This is a genomic window from Maribellus luteus (assembly GCF_003576475.1).
GTDB lineage: Bacteria > Bacteroidota > Bacteroidia > Bacteroidales > Prolixibacteraceae > Draconibacterium > Draconibacterium luteum.
This window is the reverse complement of the sequence record NZ_QWGR01000008.1, coordinates 169917-188447: the sequence shown is the minus strand read 5'-3', so window position 1 is coordinate 188447 and position 18531 is coordinate 169917. Positions and strand designations below refer to the sequence as shown.

At 42.6% G+C, this 18531-nt stretch carries 20 protein-coding genes and 1 tRNA gene; 8 read left to right on the top strand and 13 right to left on the bottom strand.

Annotation, left to right across the window (positions count from 1 at the left end; genetic code table 11):
• Positions 1-67 precede the first annotated feature (67 nt).
• On the bottom strand, positions 68-643 hold the full coding sequence (locus D1614_RS15210) for an RNA polymerase sigma factor (RefSeq protein WP_162304516.1): 576 nt from the start codon (positions 641-643) through the stop codon (positions 68-70).
• 99 nt (positions 644-742) lie between these two features.
• Positions 743-1138 carry a response regulator gene (locus D1614_RS15205; protein WP_119438809.1) on the bottom strand — a complete coding sequence of 132 codons (396 nt, stop codon included), beginning with the start codon at positions 1136-1138 and terminating at the stop codon, positions 743-745.
• 177 nt (positions 1139-1315) lie between these two features.
• Here D1614_RS15205 and D1614_RS15200 point away from each other — a divergent pair, with 177 nt between their 5' ends.
• The gene (locus tag D1614_RS15200) at positions 1316-2266 is read left to right on the top strand and encodes a D-2-hydroxyacid dehydrogenase (protein ID WP_119438808.1); all 951 of its coding nucleotides are present in this window, start codon (positions 1316-1318) and stop codon (positions 2264-2266) included.
• 175 nt (positions 2267-2441) lie between these two features.
• Positions 2442-2945, top strand: coding sequence for a hypothetical protein (locus tag D1614_RS15195; RefSeq protein ID WP_119438807.1), 504 nt, complete (start codon positions 2442-2444; stop codon positions 2943-2945).
• On the opposite strand, the gene D1614_RS15190 is transcribed toward D1614_RS15195, so the two are convergent.
• Positions 2904-3326, bottom strand: a complete 423-nt coding sequence (locus D1614_RS15190; protein ID WP_119438806.1) for a (deoxy)nucleoside triphosphate pyrophosphohydrolase — start codon at positions 3324-3326, stop codon at positions 2904-2906. The two genes, D1614_RS15195 and D1614_RS15190, sit on opposite strands and share 42 nt — an antisense overlap.
• Before the next feature lie 67 nt (positions 3327-3393).
• Here D1614_RS15190 and D1614_RS15185 point away from each other — a divergent pair, with 67 nt between their 5' ends.
• Complete coding sequence (locus D1614_RS15185) at positions 3394-3924, top strand: HEAT-like fold family protein (RefSeq protein WP_119438805.1); 531 nt, start codon at positions 3394-3396, stop codon at positions 3922-3924.
• A 7-nt stretch (positions 3925-3931) separates the two neighbouring features.
• Here D1614_RS15185 and D1614_RS15180 read toward each other — a convergent pair whose 3' ends face one another.
• Positions 3932-6988, bottom strand: coding sequence for a glycosyltransferase family 117 protein (locus D1614_RS15180; RefSeq protein WP_119438832.1), 3057 nt, complete (start codon positions 6986-6988; stop codon positions 3932-3934).
• Between the two features lie 266 nt (positions 6989-7254).
• On the opposite strand from D1614_RS15180, the gene D1614_RS15175 reads away from it, so the two are divergent.
• Positions 7255-7330 (top strand) — tRNA-Gln (locus D1614_RS15175).
• A 70-nt stretch (positions 7331-7400) separates the two neighbouring features.
• A complete protein-coding gene (locus tag D1614_RS26480) occupies positions 7401-7649 on the top strand; it encodes a GIY-YIG nuclease family protein (RefSeq protein ID WP_119438804.1) in 249 nt (82 codons plus the stop codon).
• A gap of 490 nt (positions 7650-8139) precedes the next feature.
• Here the strand turns inward: D1614_RS26480 and D1614_RS15165 are convergent, their stop codons facing one another.
• The 3 genes from D1614_RS15165 to D1614_RS15155 all read right to left on the bottom strand — a co-directional run bounded on the left by D1614_RS15165 (position 8140) and on the right by D1614_RS15155 (position 9960).
• A complete protein-coding gene (locus D1614_RS15165; RefSeq protein WP_119438803.1) occupies positions 8140-8538 on the bottom strand; it encodes a hypothetical protein in 399 nt (132 codons plus the stop codon).
• A gap of 197 nt (positions 8539-8735) precedes the next feature.
• Positions 8736-9425, bottom strand: coding sequence for a vitamin B12 dependent-methionine synthase activation domain-containing protein (locus tag D1614_RS15160; protein WP_119438802.1), 690 nt, complete (start codon positions 9423-9425; stop codon positions 8736-8738).
• Positions 9426-9522: 97 nt separating this feature from the next.
• Positions 9523-9960, bottom strand: a complete 438-nt coding sequence (locus D1614_RS15155; RefSeq protein WP_119438801.1) for a peptidylprolyl isomerase — start codon at positions 9958-9960, stop codon at positions 9523-9525.
• 491 nt (positions 9961-10451) lie between these two features.
• Here D1614_RS15155 and D1614_RS15150 point away from each other — a divergent pair, with 491 nt between their 5' ends.
• Positions 10452-11099 (top strand): O-methyltransferase, encoded by a 648-nt coding sequence (locus D1614_RS15150; protein WP_119438800.1) that lies wholly within the window; start codon positions 10452-10454, stop codon positions 11097-11099.
• Between the two features lie 6 nt (positions 11100-11105).
• Positions 11106-12467 (top strand): APC family permease, encoded by a 1362-nt coding sequence (locus D1614_RS15145; protein WP_119438799.1) that lies wholly within the window; start codon positions 11106-11108, stop codon positions 12465-12467.
• Here D1614_RS15145 and D1614_RS15140 read toward each other — a convergent pair whose 3' ends face one another.
• On the bottom strand, positions 12468-13208 hold the full coding sequence (locus tag D1614_RS15140; protein ID WP_119438798.1) for a lysophospholipid acyltransferase family protein: 741 nt from the start codon (positions 13206-13208) through the stop codon (positions 12468-12470).
• Between the two features lie 179 nt (positions 13209-13387).
• On the opposite strand from D1614_RS15140, the gene D1614_RS15135 reads away from it, so the two are divergent.
• Complete coding sequence (locus D1614_RS15135) at positions 13388-14701, top strand: Gfo/Idh/MocA family protein (protein WP_119438797.1); 1314 nt, start codon at positions 13388-13390, stop codon at positions 14699-14701.
• Positions 14702-14908: 207 nt separating this feature from the next.
• On the opposite strand, the gene D1614_RS25680 is transcribed toward D1614_RS15135, so the two are convergent.
• The 5 genes from D1614_RS25680 to D1614_RS15110 all read right to left on the bottom strand — a co-directional run bounded on the left by D1614_RS25680 (position 14909) and on the right by D1614_RS15110 (position 18529).
• Positions 14909-15073, bottom strand: coding sequence for a hypothetical protein (locus D1614_RS25680; protein ID WP_155523342.1), 165 nt, complete (start codon positions 15071-15073; stop codon positions 14909-14911).
• Between the two features lie 260 nt (positions 15074-15333).
• Positions 15334-16326: a DMT family transporter gene (locus D1614_RS15125; protein ID WP_119438796.1), complete on the bottom strand. Its 993-nt coding sequence runs from the start codon at positions 16324-16326 to the stop codon at positions 15334-15336.
• Positions 16327-16338: 12 nt separating this feature from the next.
• Positions 16339-16986: a hypothetical protein gene (locus D1614_RS15120; protein ID WP_119438795.1), complete on the bottom strand. Its 648-nt coding sequence runs from the start codon at positions 16984-16986 to the stop codon at positions 16339-16341.
• A gap of 21 nt (positions 16987-17007) precedes the next feature.
• On the bottom strand, positions 17008-17718 hold the full coding sequence (locus tag D1614_RS15115) for a DUF4386 domain-containing protein (RefSeq protein WP_119438794.1): 711 nt from the start codon (positions 17716-17718) through the stop codon (positions 17008-17010).
• 7 nt (positions 17719-17725) lie between these two features.
• The gene (locus D1614_RS15110) at positions 17726-18529 is read right to left on the bottom strand and encodes a DUF4249 domain-containing protein (protein WP_119438793.1); all 804 of its coding nucleotides are present in this window, start codon (positions 18527-18529) and stop codon (positions 17726-17728) included.
• Positions 18530-18531 lie beyond the last annotated feature (2 nt).

Below are 18531 nucleotides of genomic sequence, written 5' to 3'. Positions count from 1 at the left end.
AAAAACACATTCACTACTACTCCAGAAACAAAAAAAATGGAAAAACAGAAAACAATCAGTATTCCAATCAATTCAGAATCAAAATAAGTATCAACAGGCTGTATTTTTTAAATTGCTCCTTCAAAAAAGAATTAGCCTTTGTTAACTGATTGTCAACGGTAGGGACGGATAAACCCAACTTGTCCGCAATTTCATTACGGGTTAAACCATCTACGCGCCGAAGGATAAAGATTTCTTTTCTTTTGGGAGGTAATTCCTGGATAATCGAGTTTATTATATTTCGTGTCTCTTGATATATAATATTATCATCAGCTTTTCCTGATGAAATTCTTCCTAATAAATCAAGGTGATCCTCCAGTACTCTATGATTAACTTTTTTCCTGTTGAGATTCAAAAATGCATTTTTAGCTACAGTAAACAGAAAAGATTCAAATGACAAACCTTCAATAATATCCTCTCGTTTTTCCCATATCTTAATAAATGTTTCCTGAACAATCTCTTCAGCATCTTCTTTAGATCTAAACAAGTGAAACAAAAAAGCGTATAGCTTCTCGTGATATGTGTAGAAAAGTTTCTCGAATGATTTTACGTCACCTCTTTTAAAAGATCTGATCAGTTCTATTTCATTCACCGCTGGCTTCAAGTCATTAGTTTTGTCTGTTACAGATTCAAAAATAATTTTAATTTTTAAATCGCGATCGTATTGAGAACGTTGAATCTGACAAATATGACTCTGCGGTGATTAAACCTCAAAATACTTCTCCACGGTTTCCAGCAGCTTTTCGCGTTGAACAGGTTTTGTGATGTAGTCCACAAACCCTTCGTCGAGTGCTTTATTCTTCTCATGTTCAAACGCGTATGCCGACAATGCGACTACCTTTGCCGCCGGATCGTACCTCAGGATTTTCCGGGTTGCTTCGTAACCATCCATTACCGGCATTTTTATATCCATTAGCACCAATCCAAAATCACCGTCTTCGGTGTACCTTTTTATTGCTTCCGCACCATTGTCGGCAAAAATTAGCTCGTCTGCTACATCTTTTAGCAAGTAGAAGAATAAGCGTTGATTGATTTTATCGTCCTCAGCCACCAGAATACGTCTATTCCCAATGGCCCTCTCCTTTATGGGTTCTTCCATCTCCCTTACGAATACTTTAAAACTTAATTATTTGCAAAAACGTCCCTAGATTTTCCGATTCCGGAAAGAAAACATAAAGATAAACTTAAAATAGAATAAACAATCAAAAGGTAGCAAATGACTTGTTTTATTTACTTTTGAGCAGAATTTCGGAGAACATAAATAAAAAACCGGGAAATGAAAATTGTAGTACTGGATGGATATACCTTAAATCCGGGCGATCTTAGCTGGGATGCCATAAAAGAATCGGGCAAGTGTGAAATTTATGACCGCACCCCCCGGGAGCAGGTTGTGGAAAGAGCCCAAAAGGCCACTGCAATTTTCACGAACAAGGTGATTATTGATGCCTGGATTATCAGTCAGCTACCCGACCTGAAGTTTATCGGAGTTTTGGCTACCGGCTACAATGTTGTTGACGTTGATGCAGCTCGTAAGGCCGGGATTGTCGTTTCAAATATACCAGCCTACAGCACCGAATCGGTCGCCCAAATGGTATTTGCACACATTCTTCATTTTACACAAAGCGTTGCCGAACATGCCGAAACTGTTTCGAACGGAAAATGGGCCGATAGCATCGACTTTAGTTACTGGATCAGGCCGCAGATTGAACTGGCCGGAAAAACCCTGGGAATAATCGGGTTTGGACAGATTGGGCAGGCAGTTGCACGTATCGGCCTGGCCTTTGGGATGAAAATTATTTTCAACAACCGGAGTAAAAAAGAAACCGGACTGGAAGCCCGGCAGGTGGACCTGGACACGTTACTGGAGGACAGTGATTTCATCAGCATTAATTGTCCGCTAACCGATGACAACAAAGGATTCATTAACAGGGAGTCGCTTAAAAAGATGAAGAAAACAGCCTTTCTGGTTAACACCGGAAGAGGCCCGCTTATCAACGAGCAGGACCTGGCGGATGCTTTGAACAATGGTGTCATTGCCGGTGCCGGTCTGGATGTTTTGTCTGTGGAACCTGCTACCAAAGATAATCCGCTACCAAAGGCAAGGAACTGTTACATTACACCGCACATTGCCTGGGCCACTTTCGAAGCCCGTGAGCGCTTGATGGAAATCGCAGCCAATAATCTGAAAGCATTTATCAAAGGCAGCCCAATCAATGTTGTGAATTAAGAAAACATCAAGGATAACCCACTGTTAATCATAATACTTACAATTGCTGTCAGATAAAGGTTAACTTGCGCTAGCTTTTTGCTAAAAATCGTTAAGAAGGATGAATTGAGTTCAATTGTTGTGAAACAAATCAAGACATCTAAACGTTCTAGCAAGAGTTTGGGAAGAGAAGTCTATGGCGTTAAAAGTCCTTCATATTGTAATACTTGCATCGGTAAAATACATGTTGACCTTGCCTTACGCAATGATCATCGGCATGGAGTATAAGTATGCAATCCTTGCATTACTGGGTGGAGGTATCGGTGGCTTTCTTTTCTTTTATTACCTCAGTAAGCGGGTTTTGAAAGGATGGCGCGTGTTGCTTCCACAAATTTGCCAACGAGTCCCGGTGGGCATCAAACAACGGGTTCAGCTTTTTTGCAGCAGCAAAAACAAAAAACCACGTAAGCGTTTTACCCGCCGAAAGAGATTTTTAGTGAAAATAAAAACCACCTATGGTTTATGGGGAATTATTATCGCAACTCCCTTTTTTCTTACTATTCCGGTGGGTGCCTTTCTGGCCAATAAATATTATTCACGCCGCAAAAACATTGTGTTTTATATGATTCTCTCGATTGTAAGCTGGGGGATGGTTTATTCAGGAATTATCCTGCTTTTTCCGCGCATATTCTTCCAATAGCCTCCAATTATTTGTTTCTTCGAGCAATGCCCTGTCGGCGTCTGAAAGATCCATTTTCAGCAGCTCTTCAGGCTCGCACCATTTACTGTTTAAATGATCATTCAGTGCCAGTGTTCCACTCTTTACCGAACATAAAAAAGGAATAAGACAGATCTGCTTGTGCCCGTAATCAAATTCAACCGGAGCCAATCTCTGAATAATCGCAACTTCTATTTCCAGCTCTTCCCTTATTTCCCTGACAATACAAGCTTCTTCGCTTTCATTCCCGTATATTTTCCCTCCCGGAAATTCCCATTGAAAAGCGTGATCAGTATCGGCCCTGTTTTGCGCCAGCAGAATTTTTCCATCCTCAGCAATAATTGCACATGTTACCTGTATCATTTTCTAAAAATAGAAAAGTTTACGGGCAATTGGTCTTTCTGTCTATCTTTGTTCAAAACCATGGGGCATGACAGAAAACGACCTACTGAAGGTGATAGAAAGCTGGCAGAATTTTCAGTTTGCACTTCAGCAAATCGAACAAAATCCGGAATACGTTCCTGTTTTAATGAAAGTTGCTATCCATAGTAGCAATCCCAACAGCTGGAGGGCTTTGTACCTGGCTGACAAGCTGCACGACAGTCGGCCGCAAGAAATTATACCTTATCTGCCGGAGATGATCGCACAGCTAAAAACAGAAAAACACCATGGAAAGAAACGACATTTACTAAAGCTGATCAGCCAGAACCGGGTTCTTCCGAATACTTCGGGTTTTCTGATGGATTATTGCCTGGATACCTTTACTTCAGATAAAGAGCCCATAGCCAACCGGGTTCATGCCATGCAAATTCTTTACAATATCTCTGAAACCGAACCGGAGCTAAAGCCCGAGCTGCTCGAAATTATTTTGCAGGAAATGGAATTTCATCCCACTCCCGGAATTGTAAGCCGTGGAAAAAAGCTGGTACAGAAACTTCAAAAACAAATCAGGGCGCGTTAATGCCTCTCTAACTCGAAAGCTTCGCTATTAACGCCTGCAACTGGTCGTCAATTTCCTTGTTCAGTTCTTCCTGTTTGTAATTACGGGTAATCACAATAAGGTTTCTCAGGTTTCTCATCTCCGTGTCTTGATCCGACTCTATCGCTGCGGCCAGCCTTTCAGGTAACGAAGCATAATAATTTAAAATCCCCAGGCTGTTTTGGGCCATTATACGAACCACTTCATTGGCCTTATCCGATGCACCTGCCCGGTAATATTGTTCTACAGCCGGGAACGAGTCGTAGGTATAAGGAATAGCCTCGTTCGGGAAAAGTTCAAACAACCGGTCAATCACTTCAACGGCTTTTTCCTTTTCTCCTTTCTGAATCAAAGCTTCAGCCAAACGCGCAAACATATAACGGGTTTGCATAATATTGATCTGCTTCCGGTTGTATTCGTCCATGTGAATATTCGGATCGTTCACATTCCCCCACACAAATTTGTTCATCACATTGTCGTAAAGAATATCAGAATCAATACGGCCACTCATTATTCCCTGGCGCTGTGTTTTTATCGGCACAAAACGGTAGGCAAGCCCTTCAAACTGCAGCCAGTCAAGAAAATGAACATTCCCGGTATACAGAAGGCTGTGGTCAATGTAAATCGGACGCTCCCAGTTGTTGGCAGCAATCATGTTCAGCACCGCCATTTCGCTTTTCCCGATCATGCTTTTATTGATAGAAAACTCAACGCGGTCGGCAATCAAATTTGCATTTTCAGGCTTTACGGTTCCGGTTTCCAGTACCTTTTGCTTGTCAACAGTAATATGAAAATCTTTAGAAGGCAGGTAATCGATCATCTCACCCGAAGTAACTTTTACTTTTGTACGAACATCATCGCTTCCCAGAAATTCCATCGCATCGCTTAACTCCACTGATTCTTTAAATCGCTCCTGGAACAATATGGCATCCATTCGCCCCATGTAATATTTATCGCGGGAGAATGTGAAGGGAACAGGCGGAGCATCGTTGGTAGTGAACTGTTGCTGGTAAATATACCAATCCATCCCCAGGTAACTGATGTTGATGATTTTGATATCGGGACGCACGCCTTCCACTTCCTGCACATACCAAAGCGGGAAAGTATCGTTATCGCCGTAGGTAAATAAAATGGCATTGGGCGCACACGATTCAAGGTAGTTTTTGGCATAATCGCGGGTCATGTATTTACCCGAACGATCGTGATCATCCCAGTTTTGCGAAGCCAGTATTCCGGGCACCAAAACCAACGACAACGCGGTAACCAATACGGCTCCCGGGGTTCCTTTCAGCACTTTACGTACAATGCTGTAGAGCGCGGGCACTGCCAGCCCAATCCAAATGGCAAAGGCATAAAACGATCCGGCGTAAGCATAGTCGCGTTCGCGAGGCTGGTAAGGATTCTGGTTCAGGTAAACCACAATGGCGATCCCCGTGAGTACGAAAAGCATCATGGTAACGGCAAATGTTTCCTTCCCTTTTTTTCCCTGGTTGTATTGGTAAAACATACCTATCAACCCGAAAAGAAGCGGAAGAAAATAATATACATTTCGGCTGGCGTCGTTTTTCATGAAATCGGGCATTTCTGCACGCGGTCCCACTTTCACCTTGTCAAAAGCCTCGATGCCGCTCACCCAGTTTCCGTTCGAAAATTCGCCGTGTCCCTGTACATCGTTCTGCCTTCCCACAAAGTTCCACATAAAATAACGCATGTACATGTGCCCCAGTTGGTAAGAAAAAAAGAACCGCAGGTTTTCAGTAAAAGTGGGTTTCATCAGTGTTTTTACTTCGCCCCGCTCGCGAACCCTGACCGGCGTTCCTTTTATCCTGCCCCAGTCTTTGTAAGCCCGCACGTGATTATCGGTGCTGCTGTACATCCTCGGGAAAATGGTTTCCATTTTCTTGTCGTAAACCAGCGAACCGGGCATCGAACCGGTCATTTTGTATTTTCCGTCAACTTTATTGTATTGATCTTTTGGTTCGCCATTGGCAATTCTCGGAGCGTTGTAATAAGGACCGTAAAACAACGGACGGTCGCCATATTGTTCGCGGTTTAAATAACGCACCAGCGAAAAGGCATTGTCGGGTGCGTTTTGGTTCATTGGCGGGTTGGCCGACGCCCGGATCACAATTAATCCAAACGACGAGTACCCGATAATGATGACCATTACTATCGTGATGGCCGTATTCCAAACCACCATTCTCCGGTTTCGGGTATAGCGAAGTCCCCACACCGCAGCTGCAGCCATCAACACAAACATAAAAATGATACCCGAATTAAAAGGCAATCCAAAGCCATTCACAAAAATCCGGTCGATCACAAAAGCAATATGAGGAAGTCCGGGAATAATTCCGTACTGAATTCCGAGAAGAATACCCATGGAGGCAATTAAGGCGGAGATAACGCCTTTCCATGAAAATTCGTATTTCTTAAAATAATATACCAACCCAATTGCGGGAATAGCCAGCAGGTTGAGCAGGTGAACCCCGATTGACAAGCCCACCAGGTAGGCAATCAGAATCAGCCAGCGGTTCGAATGTTTCTGGTCGGCCACTGTTTCCCATTTCAGAATGGCCCAGAAAACCACGGCTGTAAAAAATGACGACAGCGCATACACCTCGCCTTCAACGGCTGAGAACCAGAATGAATCGGTAAACGTAAAAGCCAGCGCGCCTACCAAACCACTTCCCCAAACAGCCATTTGCTCGCCTGCCGACAACTGCTCTTCAGCAAACAGCTTACGCGCAAGATGTACGATGGTCCAGTAAAGAATCATAATGGTGCCCGCACTTGCCAGGGCCGACAGGGAGTTCACCATCACTGCCGCTTTGGTAGGATCGGGTGCAAACAGTGTGAAAATCCGCCCTAAAATCATAAATGTTGGAGCACCCGGAGGATGGCCCACTTCGAGCTTGAATGCACTGGTAATAAACTCGCCACAGTCCCACCAGCTTACAGTAGGTTCCATGGTTACCAAATAGGTAACGGCGGCAATAACAAATACAATCCAACCAAGAATATTATTGATAAGTTTGGTGTGCTGCATAATCGGCATTTTTGATTACTGGCAAAGATAAAGTTTTAAACCAATTAACACCCCGAAATCGCTTCGGAGGTGAATTTTTGAGAAGGTCATAGATTATTTACCGGCAAAATGCCCCTTTTTTACAGCTTTTACGCCTTTTTGCAACTTCTAACTCGCACGTATACACCCCGGAAAGAATGAAAAATTAAAAAATAACAGTAGGGTCCTTGCAGAATAAATTTTTTTTATACTTTTGCACCGTCCTTAACAAAAGGGCACAAAAGGACTGACCTGTGGTGTAATTGGCAACACGTCTGATTTTGGTTCAGAAGAGTCCAGGTTCGAGCCCTGGCAGGTCAACCAAAGAGAGGAATTCAGCAATGAGTTCCTTTTTTCTTTTTAAATTAGGGTGCAAATCACATTACAACTCAATATGCCCTACTTCGCCTATGTTTTATATTCTCAAAAATACAATCGGCTCTATAAGGGACATTGTCAAGATATCCAGATAAGAGTCAATCAGCACAATACCGGACAAACACAATCTACAAAACCCTTTATCCCTTGGTCCTTGGTCTATTTTGAAAAATTTGACACCCGGGAAGAGGCAATAAAAAGAGAAAAATATTTCAAAACAGCTTCAGGGAGACGATTTTTGAAACACAAACTCAGACTACCCTAATTCTACTAATATTGATATAAAATTGGAACACGTCTGATTTTGGTTCAGAACCCGCCCGTACCGAACGAGGGAAAAACATTATCGGTCAAAAGGAGCATGTTAGGTAAATTCGGGCGGGCCCGCCCGTACCGAACAAGATAAAAATATTAGAGGAAAGTAGGAATTAGGTACGTTCGGGCGGGGAGTCCAGGTTCGAGCCCTGGCAGGTCAACCAAAGAGAAGGAATTCAGCAATGAGTTCCTTTTTTTGTTGGTAAAAATTGCGATTCCAGAATGTGTGGAGATAGTAAGTAACAAATAAAATCATCCCAAATCCCTCTTTTCTTGAGAAGAATTAAGTTCGTGGCAATTCCCGGGGGCTTCTTGATAAATCAGGTAAAAGGGCTTTGTAAAAACGAATCGGCTTTTTGGGTGGTGATATTGACTATGCCGGGGTACTTAAGGCAAACGAATGGAAAAAGAAAAGGCTGGTAAGAACCAGCCTTTTTATTTTAGAAATCGTCGTCGTCTCCTTCGTCGTCTCCACCATCATCATCGTCGTCATCGTCATCATCCGGAATATCCTCATCATCGTTTAACTTGTCGGCGATGTGATCCAGCTCAGAATACTTGTCTTCGTATTCCTGTTTTACTTCATCCTTCAGGAATCCTTCATCATCGTAGTCATCGTCCTCGTCAACCAATGCAACCGCTTCGTTTTCTGTCATTCTTAACATGTAGTACTTATCCTCTGTTTCGAACGGAAGAACGGTAATTTTTTGCCCGTTTTTGTCAAAGAAATGGATAAGGTTGTCGGCGAAGCCATCGGCATAAATCAGCTTGATTTGTTGTTGTAATTCTTTATCAAGCTTGTTATAATCTTTTATTACTCTGGGTTTGCTAATTGTCATTTTTGTAGCCAGTTAAGTTATTGTTTACTAAATATTTCATAACACAGACGCCGGGGCATCCCTTCATTGAACTCGTACAATAAACTGTCATTTTTCTTCGACAAATAAATATCCTTAATCCGACATTTGCAATAGTACCTACCTATTTTTTTTGAATTCGTGAAAAGTTTAGTTAAAACTTACTGATATATATAAGTTTACTTGGTGCGTTTTATTCGGCGGAAGATACAGTTGGTGTCGGAGCACCACTTGCACTGATAGCCTTTTTGCGTAAGGCCGGTGCCAATTCCGATAATTCCGCTAATCGATTTGATGGGGTGCATGAGCGATGAGGCGGAAAGAGTGACGCCGCAAAAGTTCTTGGGAAGCAGGGAGAAAAGCTTCTGTTGCTCGCTCACACTCCAGTTGCAGTACCCGGGCGAGTAACGGTCCGAAATGTTCATGCCTTCCTGTTTTACCTCATGATTCAATTCCATTTGAATGTTATCCATCGCTTTCTCCACCGTTACTGATCCCAGTACGTCAAAAATATAGGCCAGCACCGGGTCATTTTTTGTTGTTTTAGCTGCATGGTTTGAAATACCTTCGCCTGCAGTGCAAACAAAAAGGGCTGCAGCGCTTGATTTTCGTAGTTGGGTAGTAACAATTTTCGACGGATGAAAAAGCTCATTTTCCAGCTTCAGTGTTTCATTTAGGAGATTTACTTCAATGCTTTCAAACCGTTTGAAGCCACCACGGATGTTAAAAAGTTGGGGAGCCTTACTAAGCGCATATGCAATCATCTCGGGAAAAGGTTCAGGAAGATCTTCCTCAAACCCCATCAAATCGTAAAGGTCGGCGGGGATTACGCCCAATTCTTCAAATTCATATGTAAACGCGCGGATCATAATTTAAATGAGAGAGCGAAAGATACAATAAAGATGCGAGCGCAAACAAAAAAGGGGAAATGTTGAACACTTCCCCTTTTGTTATATGCAATTTTGCTTAGCCTTCGGTAATGATGATTTTCTCAATTACATCTCCTGCGCGGATGGCATCAATCACTTCCAAACCTTCAAACACTTTTCCAAAACAAGTGTGATGACGGTCGAGGTGTTGGGTGTTTTCGCGGTTATGGCAAATAAAAAACTGCGAGCCACCGGTATTTCTTCCAGCATGAGCCATTGAAAGTACACCGCGGTCGTGGTACTGATTGTTTCCGTCGAGTTCGCATTTGATGGTGTAACCCGGGCCACCGGCTCCGGTTCCGTCGGGGCATCCTCCCTGAATTACGAAATTGGGAATTACCCGGTGAAAGGTAAGACCATCGTAATAACCGGATTCCGACAAATTGATAAAATTCGAAACGGTTCCCGGGGCATCTTCTTCGAAAAACTTAACTTTCATTACCCCTTTCTCGGTGTGAATTTCTGCTATTTTCATATTACTTAAATATTGTTTGTTTTTAATGCTACGTCAATCGATGCATGAAATTTGCACGCCCGTCGTGCTGACGGATAATCAGTTGTAGATCTGAACTTTTTATCATGCTTATTTCATATTAATCAACTTTAATTCAATGCAAATGTAGAAAAAGTTGCCGGATTTCCCGGAACTGCAAATAATTGCAATGTTGGCTTAAGGATAGAATGTTACTGGATGAATCGGAACGGATTGGGATTTGGGGAAAAGAAAGAAGGAGACTCATCAGTCTCCTTCTCAAATGTTAACCCCCAAACACACAATATGGGATGAATCCCAAATGCATCACAAAGATAGCGAAAATCGAAAGAGGGTAGAAATGACATATGTCATTGTCCTGTTATGTTGTGTTCTGATTTGCAAAAGTATGTTGTACAAAACATCGTGGAAAGCGCGACCTGGCATATTTTCGCCGAAATATTCTAACTTTATAACTTCTAAATCGACGTTAAATGAAACTTGAAAAAAGAATACTACTGTTTGTTTTCTTGCTATCTGTGGCGGTAAGTGTTAATGCCCAGTATCCACCGGTTGAAACCAAGCTTGATAAGAAAATCATGGCATTCCTGGAAGACAATGCCACCAACTGGAGAGATATGAATGTGCCTATTTCTGACGGAAAGGCTTTGTACGACATCATTGTAAAGAATGGTTACACAAAGGCCGTGGAGATCGGAACTTCTACGGGGCATTCGGCCATTTGGATTGCGTGGGCGCTTAGTAAAACGGGAGGTAAACTGGTAACCATCGAAATCGACACCAAACGGTATCTCGAAGCAAAGGCCAATTTCAAAAAAGCCGGTGTTTCCAAGTACATTGATGCGCGGCTGGCCGATGCACACGAGCTGGTGCCGGAATTGGAAGGCGAATACGACTTTGTTTTCAGCGACGCCGATAAATACTGGTACAAGAACTATTTCGTGGCGATGGATCCGAAGCTAAAGGTGGGCGGATGTTTCACCGCGCATAATACAGCCATGAGAGCCAACGGTATTCGCGAGTTTCTGGAGTACGTTGAAAGCCTGAGTAATTATGAAACAACTTTCGACGAAGACAGCCGGGAGGGAATTTCGATCAGCTACAAAAAGGCGTCTAAATAAAAGCCATTGTTTGATTCTAATCAGCAACTTGAACGAAAATTAGGCCTGTTTCCGGTCACTAATATCGTGGTCGCAAACATTATCGGAGCCGGAATTTTTACCACCACCGGTTATATTATGGACTTTTTGGGAAACCCCTGGATGATGATCATTTTATGGTGTGTGGGCGGTGTGATTTCTTTTTGCGGAGCGCTGGCCTTTGGCGAACTGGGGGCAGCCTATCCTGAGGCCGGCGGCGAATACGTATTTATTTCCAAATTGTTTAGTCCGTTGCTGGGTTTTTTAAGCGGATGGTTGTCACTGCTGGTTGCTTTTTCCGCACCCATTGCGGCATCCGCCATTGGTTTCAGTAAATATGTAACCTGGGCTTTTCCCGGTTTTCAGAACGAATTAATGCTGAACGGAGTAATCACTCCCGAAACTTTCAGCAGTGTTTTAGCCATTTTGTTAATCCTTGGTTTTAGCCTGATTCATTCTTTGGGAGTTGTTTTTGGTGCCCGTATTCAAAATGTGCTAACCGTTTTTAAGGTTCTGCTTTTGATTGGGCTGATTGTGGCCGGTTTTGCTTTTGGTGAGGGGAGTTTCGCGCATTTCCGGTCGTCATCGCCTATGCGTTTTGATTTTGCCAGCTGGAAGGAAATTGGATTAGCGCTGGTGTTTGTCATGTTTGCCTACAGCGGTTGGAATTCGGCCACCTACATTGGTTCCGAAATTAGAAATCCGCGGAAAGTCATTCTCCGCTCACTTTTAATTTCAACGCTGATTGTAACGGTTTTGTATGTTTTGCTGAATTTGTTTTTTGTGTACGCCATTCCTTCCGACCAAATGGTGGGAGAACCCGAAATTGGGGGACTGGCAGCCGGTAAAGCTTTTGGCCCGGTGGCCGAGAAAATCATTTCGTTGCTAATTGCCTTTGCACTGTTTTCTTCGCTAAGTGCCTTTATTATTTTGGGGCCCAGGGTGTATTATCAGATGGCGCGTGATGGCTATTTATTTAAAAGCATTGCTGCCATACATCCGAAGAAAAGAGTGCCGGTTAACGCTATTTACCTGCAGGCTGTTATTGCCATTGTACTGGTTTTGTCGGGTACCTTCGAACAGATACTGGTATACATGGGCTTTGCATTGGGCATCTTTCCAGTGTTGGCGGTGGCAGGAGTTTTTGTTTTGCGAAAAAGGGAAAAGAGTGTTTTGCCATTGTGGGGATATCCGTGGGTACACCTTATTTTTATCTTCACAGGCATCGCAATGTTGGTGCTGGCTTTTTTTCAGCGGCCTGTTGAATCGTCGGTTGCCATCCTGACTGTTCTTTCCGGAATACCGGTGTTTTATTGGTTCAATGCCCGAAAGAAAAAGTTGGAAAACTGATCACATTTCTTTGAGCATGTGGTCGATGCTTTCCTTTGTTTTCGTTTGCAGCTCTTTGTAATCAGCAAGAATAAGAGGTGCTCCGTATTGAATCTCGACGTGGGTTACGGGTTTGCTTATTTGTCGGAAAAAATGTCCTAAGAATGTGTCGTCGCCCACCCAGGCATCTTCCCTGTCTTTGTACTGAATGGCCATCGGAATAACCGGGATCCCGGTTTCAGCGGCTATTTTAAAACTGCCGTTTTTGAAAGTCTTGGTCAGCGGGCCTTTATAGGTGGTGCCTTCGGGAAACAAAGTAACCGGAATTCCCTGGAAAACCGATTCTTTTATTTTTTTCATGGTATTGATCAGGCTGCTGGTATTGTTGCGGTCCACCAATATGGAATTCGAAACGGTCATGGCCAGTTTACCCAACGGCCATTTGGCAATTTCTGCTTTTCCAACCATGGCCGAAGGCGTTAGCCCGGCAATAATGAAAATATCGAGGTAGCTGCGGTGGTTCGACATTAAAATAAAATTGCTGTCGGCAGGGAAAGCTTTTTTATCGAGCCGGATGCCACAAATCCAGGTAAGCGACTTGCCCCAGTTACCCATGGTCCAGCGTTGAACTTTCCGGCTGAACCCGGATATCTTCATCCAAACCAAAGCGATGGTCGAAAAAAAGAGGGTGGATAGCAGCACCAGTAGCAAGCGGATAAGCGCCAACGGGCTCAATAAAATTATTCGAAGTATTTTCATCATAAAAAAAGTCTGTATTTGATAACAGATTTCACGTTCACAAATATGCTAAAAGAATTTTTATCGGTTCGCGTAATTTTCTTTTACTTTATTATGTAAATTTCGAGTTCAATCTGTTTTTACAATCACTTGATATTCCTATTTTTATACTTCACAAAACAAAACCTTTAACAAATAATAGTATGAGTAAAGAAAATTTTTCGAGAAGGAGGTTTATCGGTACTACCGCCGTTGGATTGGCCGGTATTACTATTTTGCCTTCTTTGAGTTCTTGTGCAAAAAAAGCAGTGGCAGAAGAGGGGATTCGCCTGGGGATTATTGGTCTGGGACGACAAGCCATGTTTTTGCTGAATGGTTTCCTGCAGATTCCCGGTGTAAAAGTGGTGGCAGGTTGCGACGTTTACGGCCGCAAGCGTACCCGCTTTGAAAACAAGGTGAATGAGTTTTATGCTTCGAAGCAGCAAAACGTAGAAGTGAAATCGTACGAACGTTTCACCGACTTGCTGGCGCGCGAAGATATTGATGCGGTTGTTATTGCGGTGCCTGACCATTGGCACGCACTTATTGCCATTGCCGCATGTAATGCCGGAAAAGATGTTTACCTGGAAAAACCGATGACCTTCACCATTAAAGAAGGCCAGGAGTTAATCAAAGCAGTGCGCGGAAACAACCGGATATTGGGTATTGGCAGTCAGCAACGCTCGGATCCAAACTTCCAGCACGCAGTTAAACTGGTACAAAGCGGAGCCATTGGCAAAATTGAAAAAGTAAACGCTTATGTTGGAGCTCCTCCAACGCCTTATAATTTACCGGAAGAAACCGTTCCGGAAGACCTGAACTGGGATCTGTGGTTAGGGCCTCTGCGCGGAGATATTCACTTTAACAAAGAGCTGAATCCTCCTATTTCGCTCAATCCTCCAAAAGATGAAGAATTCTGGGGCGGATGGCGCTGGTACAAGGAAATGGGTGGTGGTTTTACTACCGACTGGGGCGCACACATGTTTGACATCGCTCAGTGGGGACTGGGAATGGATAACAACGGCCCGGTTAAAATTGCACCCATCGGTGACGGTTCAGAATTTATTCATTACGAATACGCCAATGGTGTGATAATGACTTCAGAAACTTTTGACGAAGCAAAAACCAAAGGCGTGAAATTCTGGGGCGACAATGGCTGGATTGAAGTATCCCGCGGGCACTATAAAGCTTCGGATGATTCCTTGCTTCCAACCGACAGCGGACAAGCAGATGACGACACGCCGTATGAAACCAAAATTCCGCACCAGGTTAATTTTATTGAAGCGGTTAAAAAACGGATCGATCCGGTGGTGCCGGTGGAAATCGGACACAGTTCGTGCACCGTTTGTACGCTGGGTAATATTGCCTGCGATCTGGGACGCGAAATTATCTGGGATCCAAAAGCACAGTCGTTTGGAAACGATGAGGCCGCGGTGGCATACATGCAATATCAATACCGTGAACCCTGGAAATTATAAGATACGATCGGATAAAAAAAGAAGGGCAGTCTTTTCAGATTGCCCTTTTTTTGTGAGGTTCCAGACACAGTTTATGAAAGAGTGCTCTTTTTTATCGATGGGATAGTAAATTTATTTGTAGTATTTAAATGGTAAACTATTCATTAAGAGCGTCCTACGATAGGATTCTATTTGTTATGATCAGACAGTTCTGGTTTTAGCGTCTTTTCATAGCTTATATTTCGTGCCCTTTGCCTTCTTTTGAGTCAAGTCTTGATATAGCCATTCAGCAATAGTGTCAACCACATCTTCCACATTCTCATCATTTATTTCATACAAATCATTCATTACAATAGCATTAAATAATGAATCCCAAATTTGTTCTTTTTCCATGATACAGTTCAATTTGCAGTCTAATTTTTGTCTAAAAATTCAGTTGTCAGTAATGCAATATCTCGTGTAAGCAGGGTAGGCGAGTTGCAATCGCAGTTTGTGAGTCCTACTACATAAATATCATAGCAGGGCAGATAAACTGCCTCCGATTTGAAACCAAAGATATTGCCACCATGTTCGCAGCTCAGCGTGTTGCCTATTTCTTTTAGGGGGCAGCTGTATCCATTTTTGTTTTTTCGTGACTTCTTATTGTTTTGTTTTCATTCAGATGCAGTATGGTTTGTGTAGGCTTGTCGTGAATTGCCACGATTGGATGCCAACTGAAGCGATATCATTCTATTCTTAAAAAATAATACCATTACAACACCTGAAATAACTCCCAAACCTCCAATTAGCTGATGGGTATACAAGTGTTCACTCAAAAAAATAGCCCCACCCATAATTGCAATTACAGGATTAAGATTGTTGTAAATACTTACAGCACTTGTAGGAACAAAAGCTAATGCATAGTTGGTAAGAAACGAAGTAACAACCGACGATAACGTCCCCAGATACAAGGCCGAAAGCAAGAAAGATGGTTCATAAAGCGGTTCGAAATAGGTAATTAAATCTCCGCTGCTCAGATGCCTAATAATCCCTACAGTATTAAACACAATAAACGCAATACAAATCATTATGGCTGTGAGGCTTGAAGATTCATAGCGTTGCATGAGTTTTTTGCCAATCATGTAATAGCCAACTGTACAAAGCACAGAAAGAATCAGAAACAAGTTTCCCATCCAGCCTTGAGTTTCCAAACTGCCTTTGTACAAAAAGATATACAACAGGCCGAGAAACGATAATGCAGCGCCTGTTTTTTGCAATAAGGTAGTTTTTTCTTTTAAAAAGAGCGCTCCGGCAATAATGGTAAATGTAGGCGATAAAGCAAATATAATTCCGGCTTGCGATGCGGTGGATGTTTCCATCCCTATGGTTTGAAAACCAAAAAATAGAATAGGGTAAAAAAGCGAAACAAATAAAATAGACAGCCAATCTTTTGAACGTATCTTTGGCATCTTAATTTTCCCGAAAATAGCAAGTATAAAAATCAATAACAATGCAATTGTAAAACGATGCGCCAGTAAATCATAGGCATCAACATTGCGTAATCCTATTTTTACAAAAATAAAAGATAGGCCAACGATAAGTGTAACAATTCCCAATCCTATGTTTGCCAGAACCTTCTGATTTTTTATGTTGTTTGTTGTTTTCATGATTAACCCTTTTTAATAATTTATTCGTAAAAAAAGTCCGTGGTTGGTTAGTGTTTTTTTGTTGTAGTTAAACTGGTCGAAATTACTTGCCCACCCGTAAACCAGCTGTTTATTTTTAATGCCAGCCCTAAATTGTTGCAGGGCGCGTGTGATGCCTTTTGAATTCATATTTAGCGATAAAGTTGCTTTGAAAAAGGCCGTTAAGTTATTCGTGATTTTTGGAGCATATAAAGCTGTTGCAAAGCTTTCCGACGTCCAACTCTTTTGATAGGTTGCACCTGTTTGCAAAAGGTATGAGAAGGCATTATATTTCTTACCTAGCTGAAGAGAGCCAGTAGTATATAATCCTGGGTTTTTAAATCCGAAAGCAAGGATAGAAGACCAACTTTTCACCAAATCGTAAGAAATTGTGTTACGAATATTGTACAAATTCTCCTTGGTACTGTAGTCGCTGTCGAGATAGGCAAAACTCGAAAACCATAGTTTTTCCGAAATCTTTGCACCAATAATATGCTGATAATTGTTGGAGCGATTGCCCACAAAATTCTCCTGGCTAAATTGTAGTTGTGATTCACCTCCGGCCGAGGCCGAAATTGACTGCAAAATTGTGAATCCGATCAGTGTATTCTGAACGATGTATTTTATAAAAAACGCTCTCATGATTTCTCAATTCTAATTGTTTCAGGATGATGGGAAGGTTGATGCGCCAACTCTAACACCTTTTATTAACAGGAAGAAGCAGAGCGAAACTTCTGCCACAACAGCAACTGTCATTACAAGAAATTCACTTAACGAAGCCAATTCAGGGAATAAGAAGTTAACCACAGCATCGAGCAGGTAACTTATTCCGGCGGCAACTACCAAAGCTCCCAACCACTTCGGGAAATACACCGCTTTATAAATCAGATGGCCCAGGATTACACAACTTACCCCAAAGAATACACCGCTAATGAGGTATCCATACCTATGCGCATTCAGAAAAAGAAGTACAAGAGAGTTTAACTGTTCGCCTGAAAAACCTGTCATTGCTTCGCTGTTGCCGAGTATCAGCAGCGGCATATAATAATTGAGCAGGTTTAACCCGATTACTGTTGCCTGCGCCAAGCGGAAAAATGCGGTCAACAGAGCAAGCCCCTGATTTACCGGTTTCAGCACCAGGTAGAAAAACAAGGCCACAGCAACATCGCACATTCCCATTGTCAGGTCGCTGATGATACCGATTCGGAATAAAAAAGAGTTGTCAGCAATGTTTTTAGCGGTTGCCAAAGCATCGTCTGAAACAATGATTCCAGAACGTACAAATAGTTCGCTAAACAAACCTGTGATAATTATAAGCAAGTAGAAAATACCTGCCGCATGCGCATTGGATTTTATAGACTGAATCGTTTTCATGGCTTTATTATTCTGAAATAATTATTGTATCGCGGCTAACCGTATATGCACCAAAGTAACCCAGCACATCTCCCGAAAGATTGGTTATTGGATTGGCCGGATTTGCGCTGCCGATCATCCCGCTTTCGAAAAGAGCAGACAGTGTGCGATAGTATTCGTAAGTCGATTCTGCCAGCGTTTGCAGTTCAACCACGACTGTATCTTGCGGGAAAAACTGCTCTTCGTCCCACCGCAGTGTAATCTGGTTACCGTTAACATAAGCATCGTCGTAAACAACGAGAACATCGTCTGGTTCCTCCAGATCATTAACAAGTGAAACTTTTAGTCGATAGAAATTTTCGACCCCAAACGGATCGTGCAAATGACAATTTACAAGGTAGCCTCCTGAGAACTCCAGGTAATCGGGAGTTGGTTCAACCGAAATTGAATCGATTAAAACTTTGTATGGCATTTCTACTTCTGCAGTATACTTTTCTCCTTCAACCTCAACTGACAATGTATATTTGTTGCCTTCAGTACCGGGCAGGTAGTCGGTGTACACGCCCGAACTCGTTTCATTGAGTTGGTGTGTATTTCCCAAATTGTCTGAAACGGCGATAACAGCGCCCGGTACAGGAGGATAAATGCCCGGCTCGAAATAATCGACAGATTTTGTTAGCTGAATAACAAGTGTGTCGTTTATGTCGGTAACAGCTCCGTCGATTACCAGCTTGGGCTCAACAGAGTCAAGTTCAATGTCGATAATATCCCGGCAAGAAGTGAACAGGGCAACGATGCCCAATAGTAATGTGAATGTTTTTATTGTATTCATGG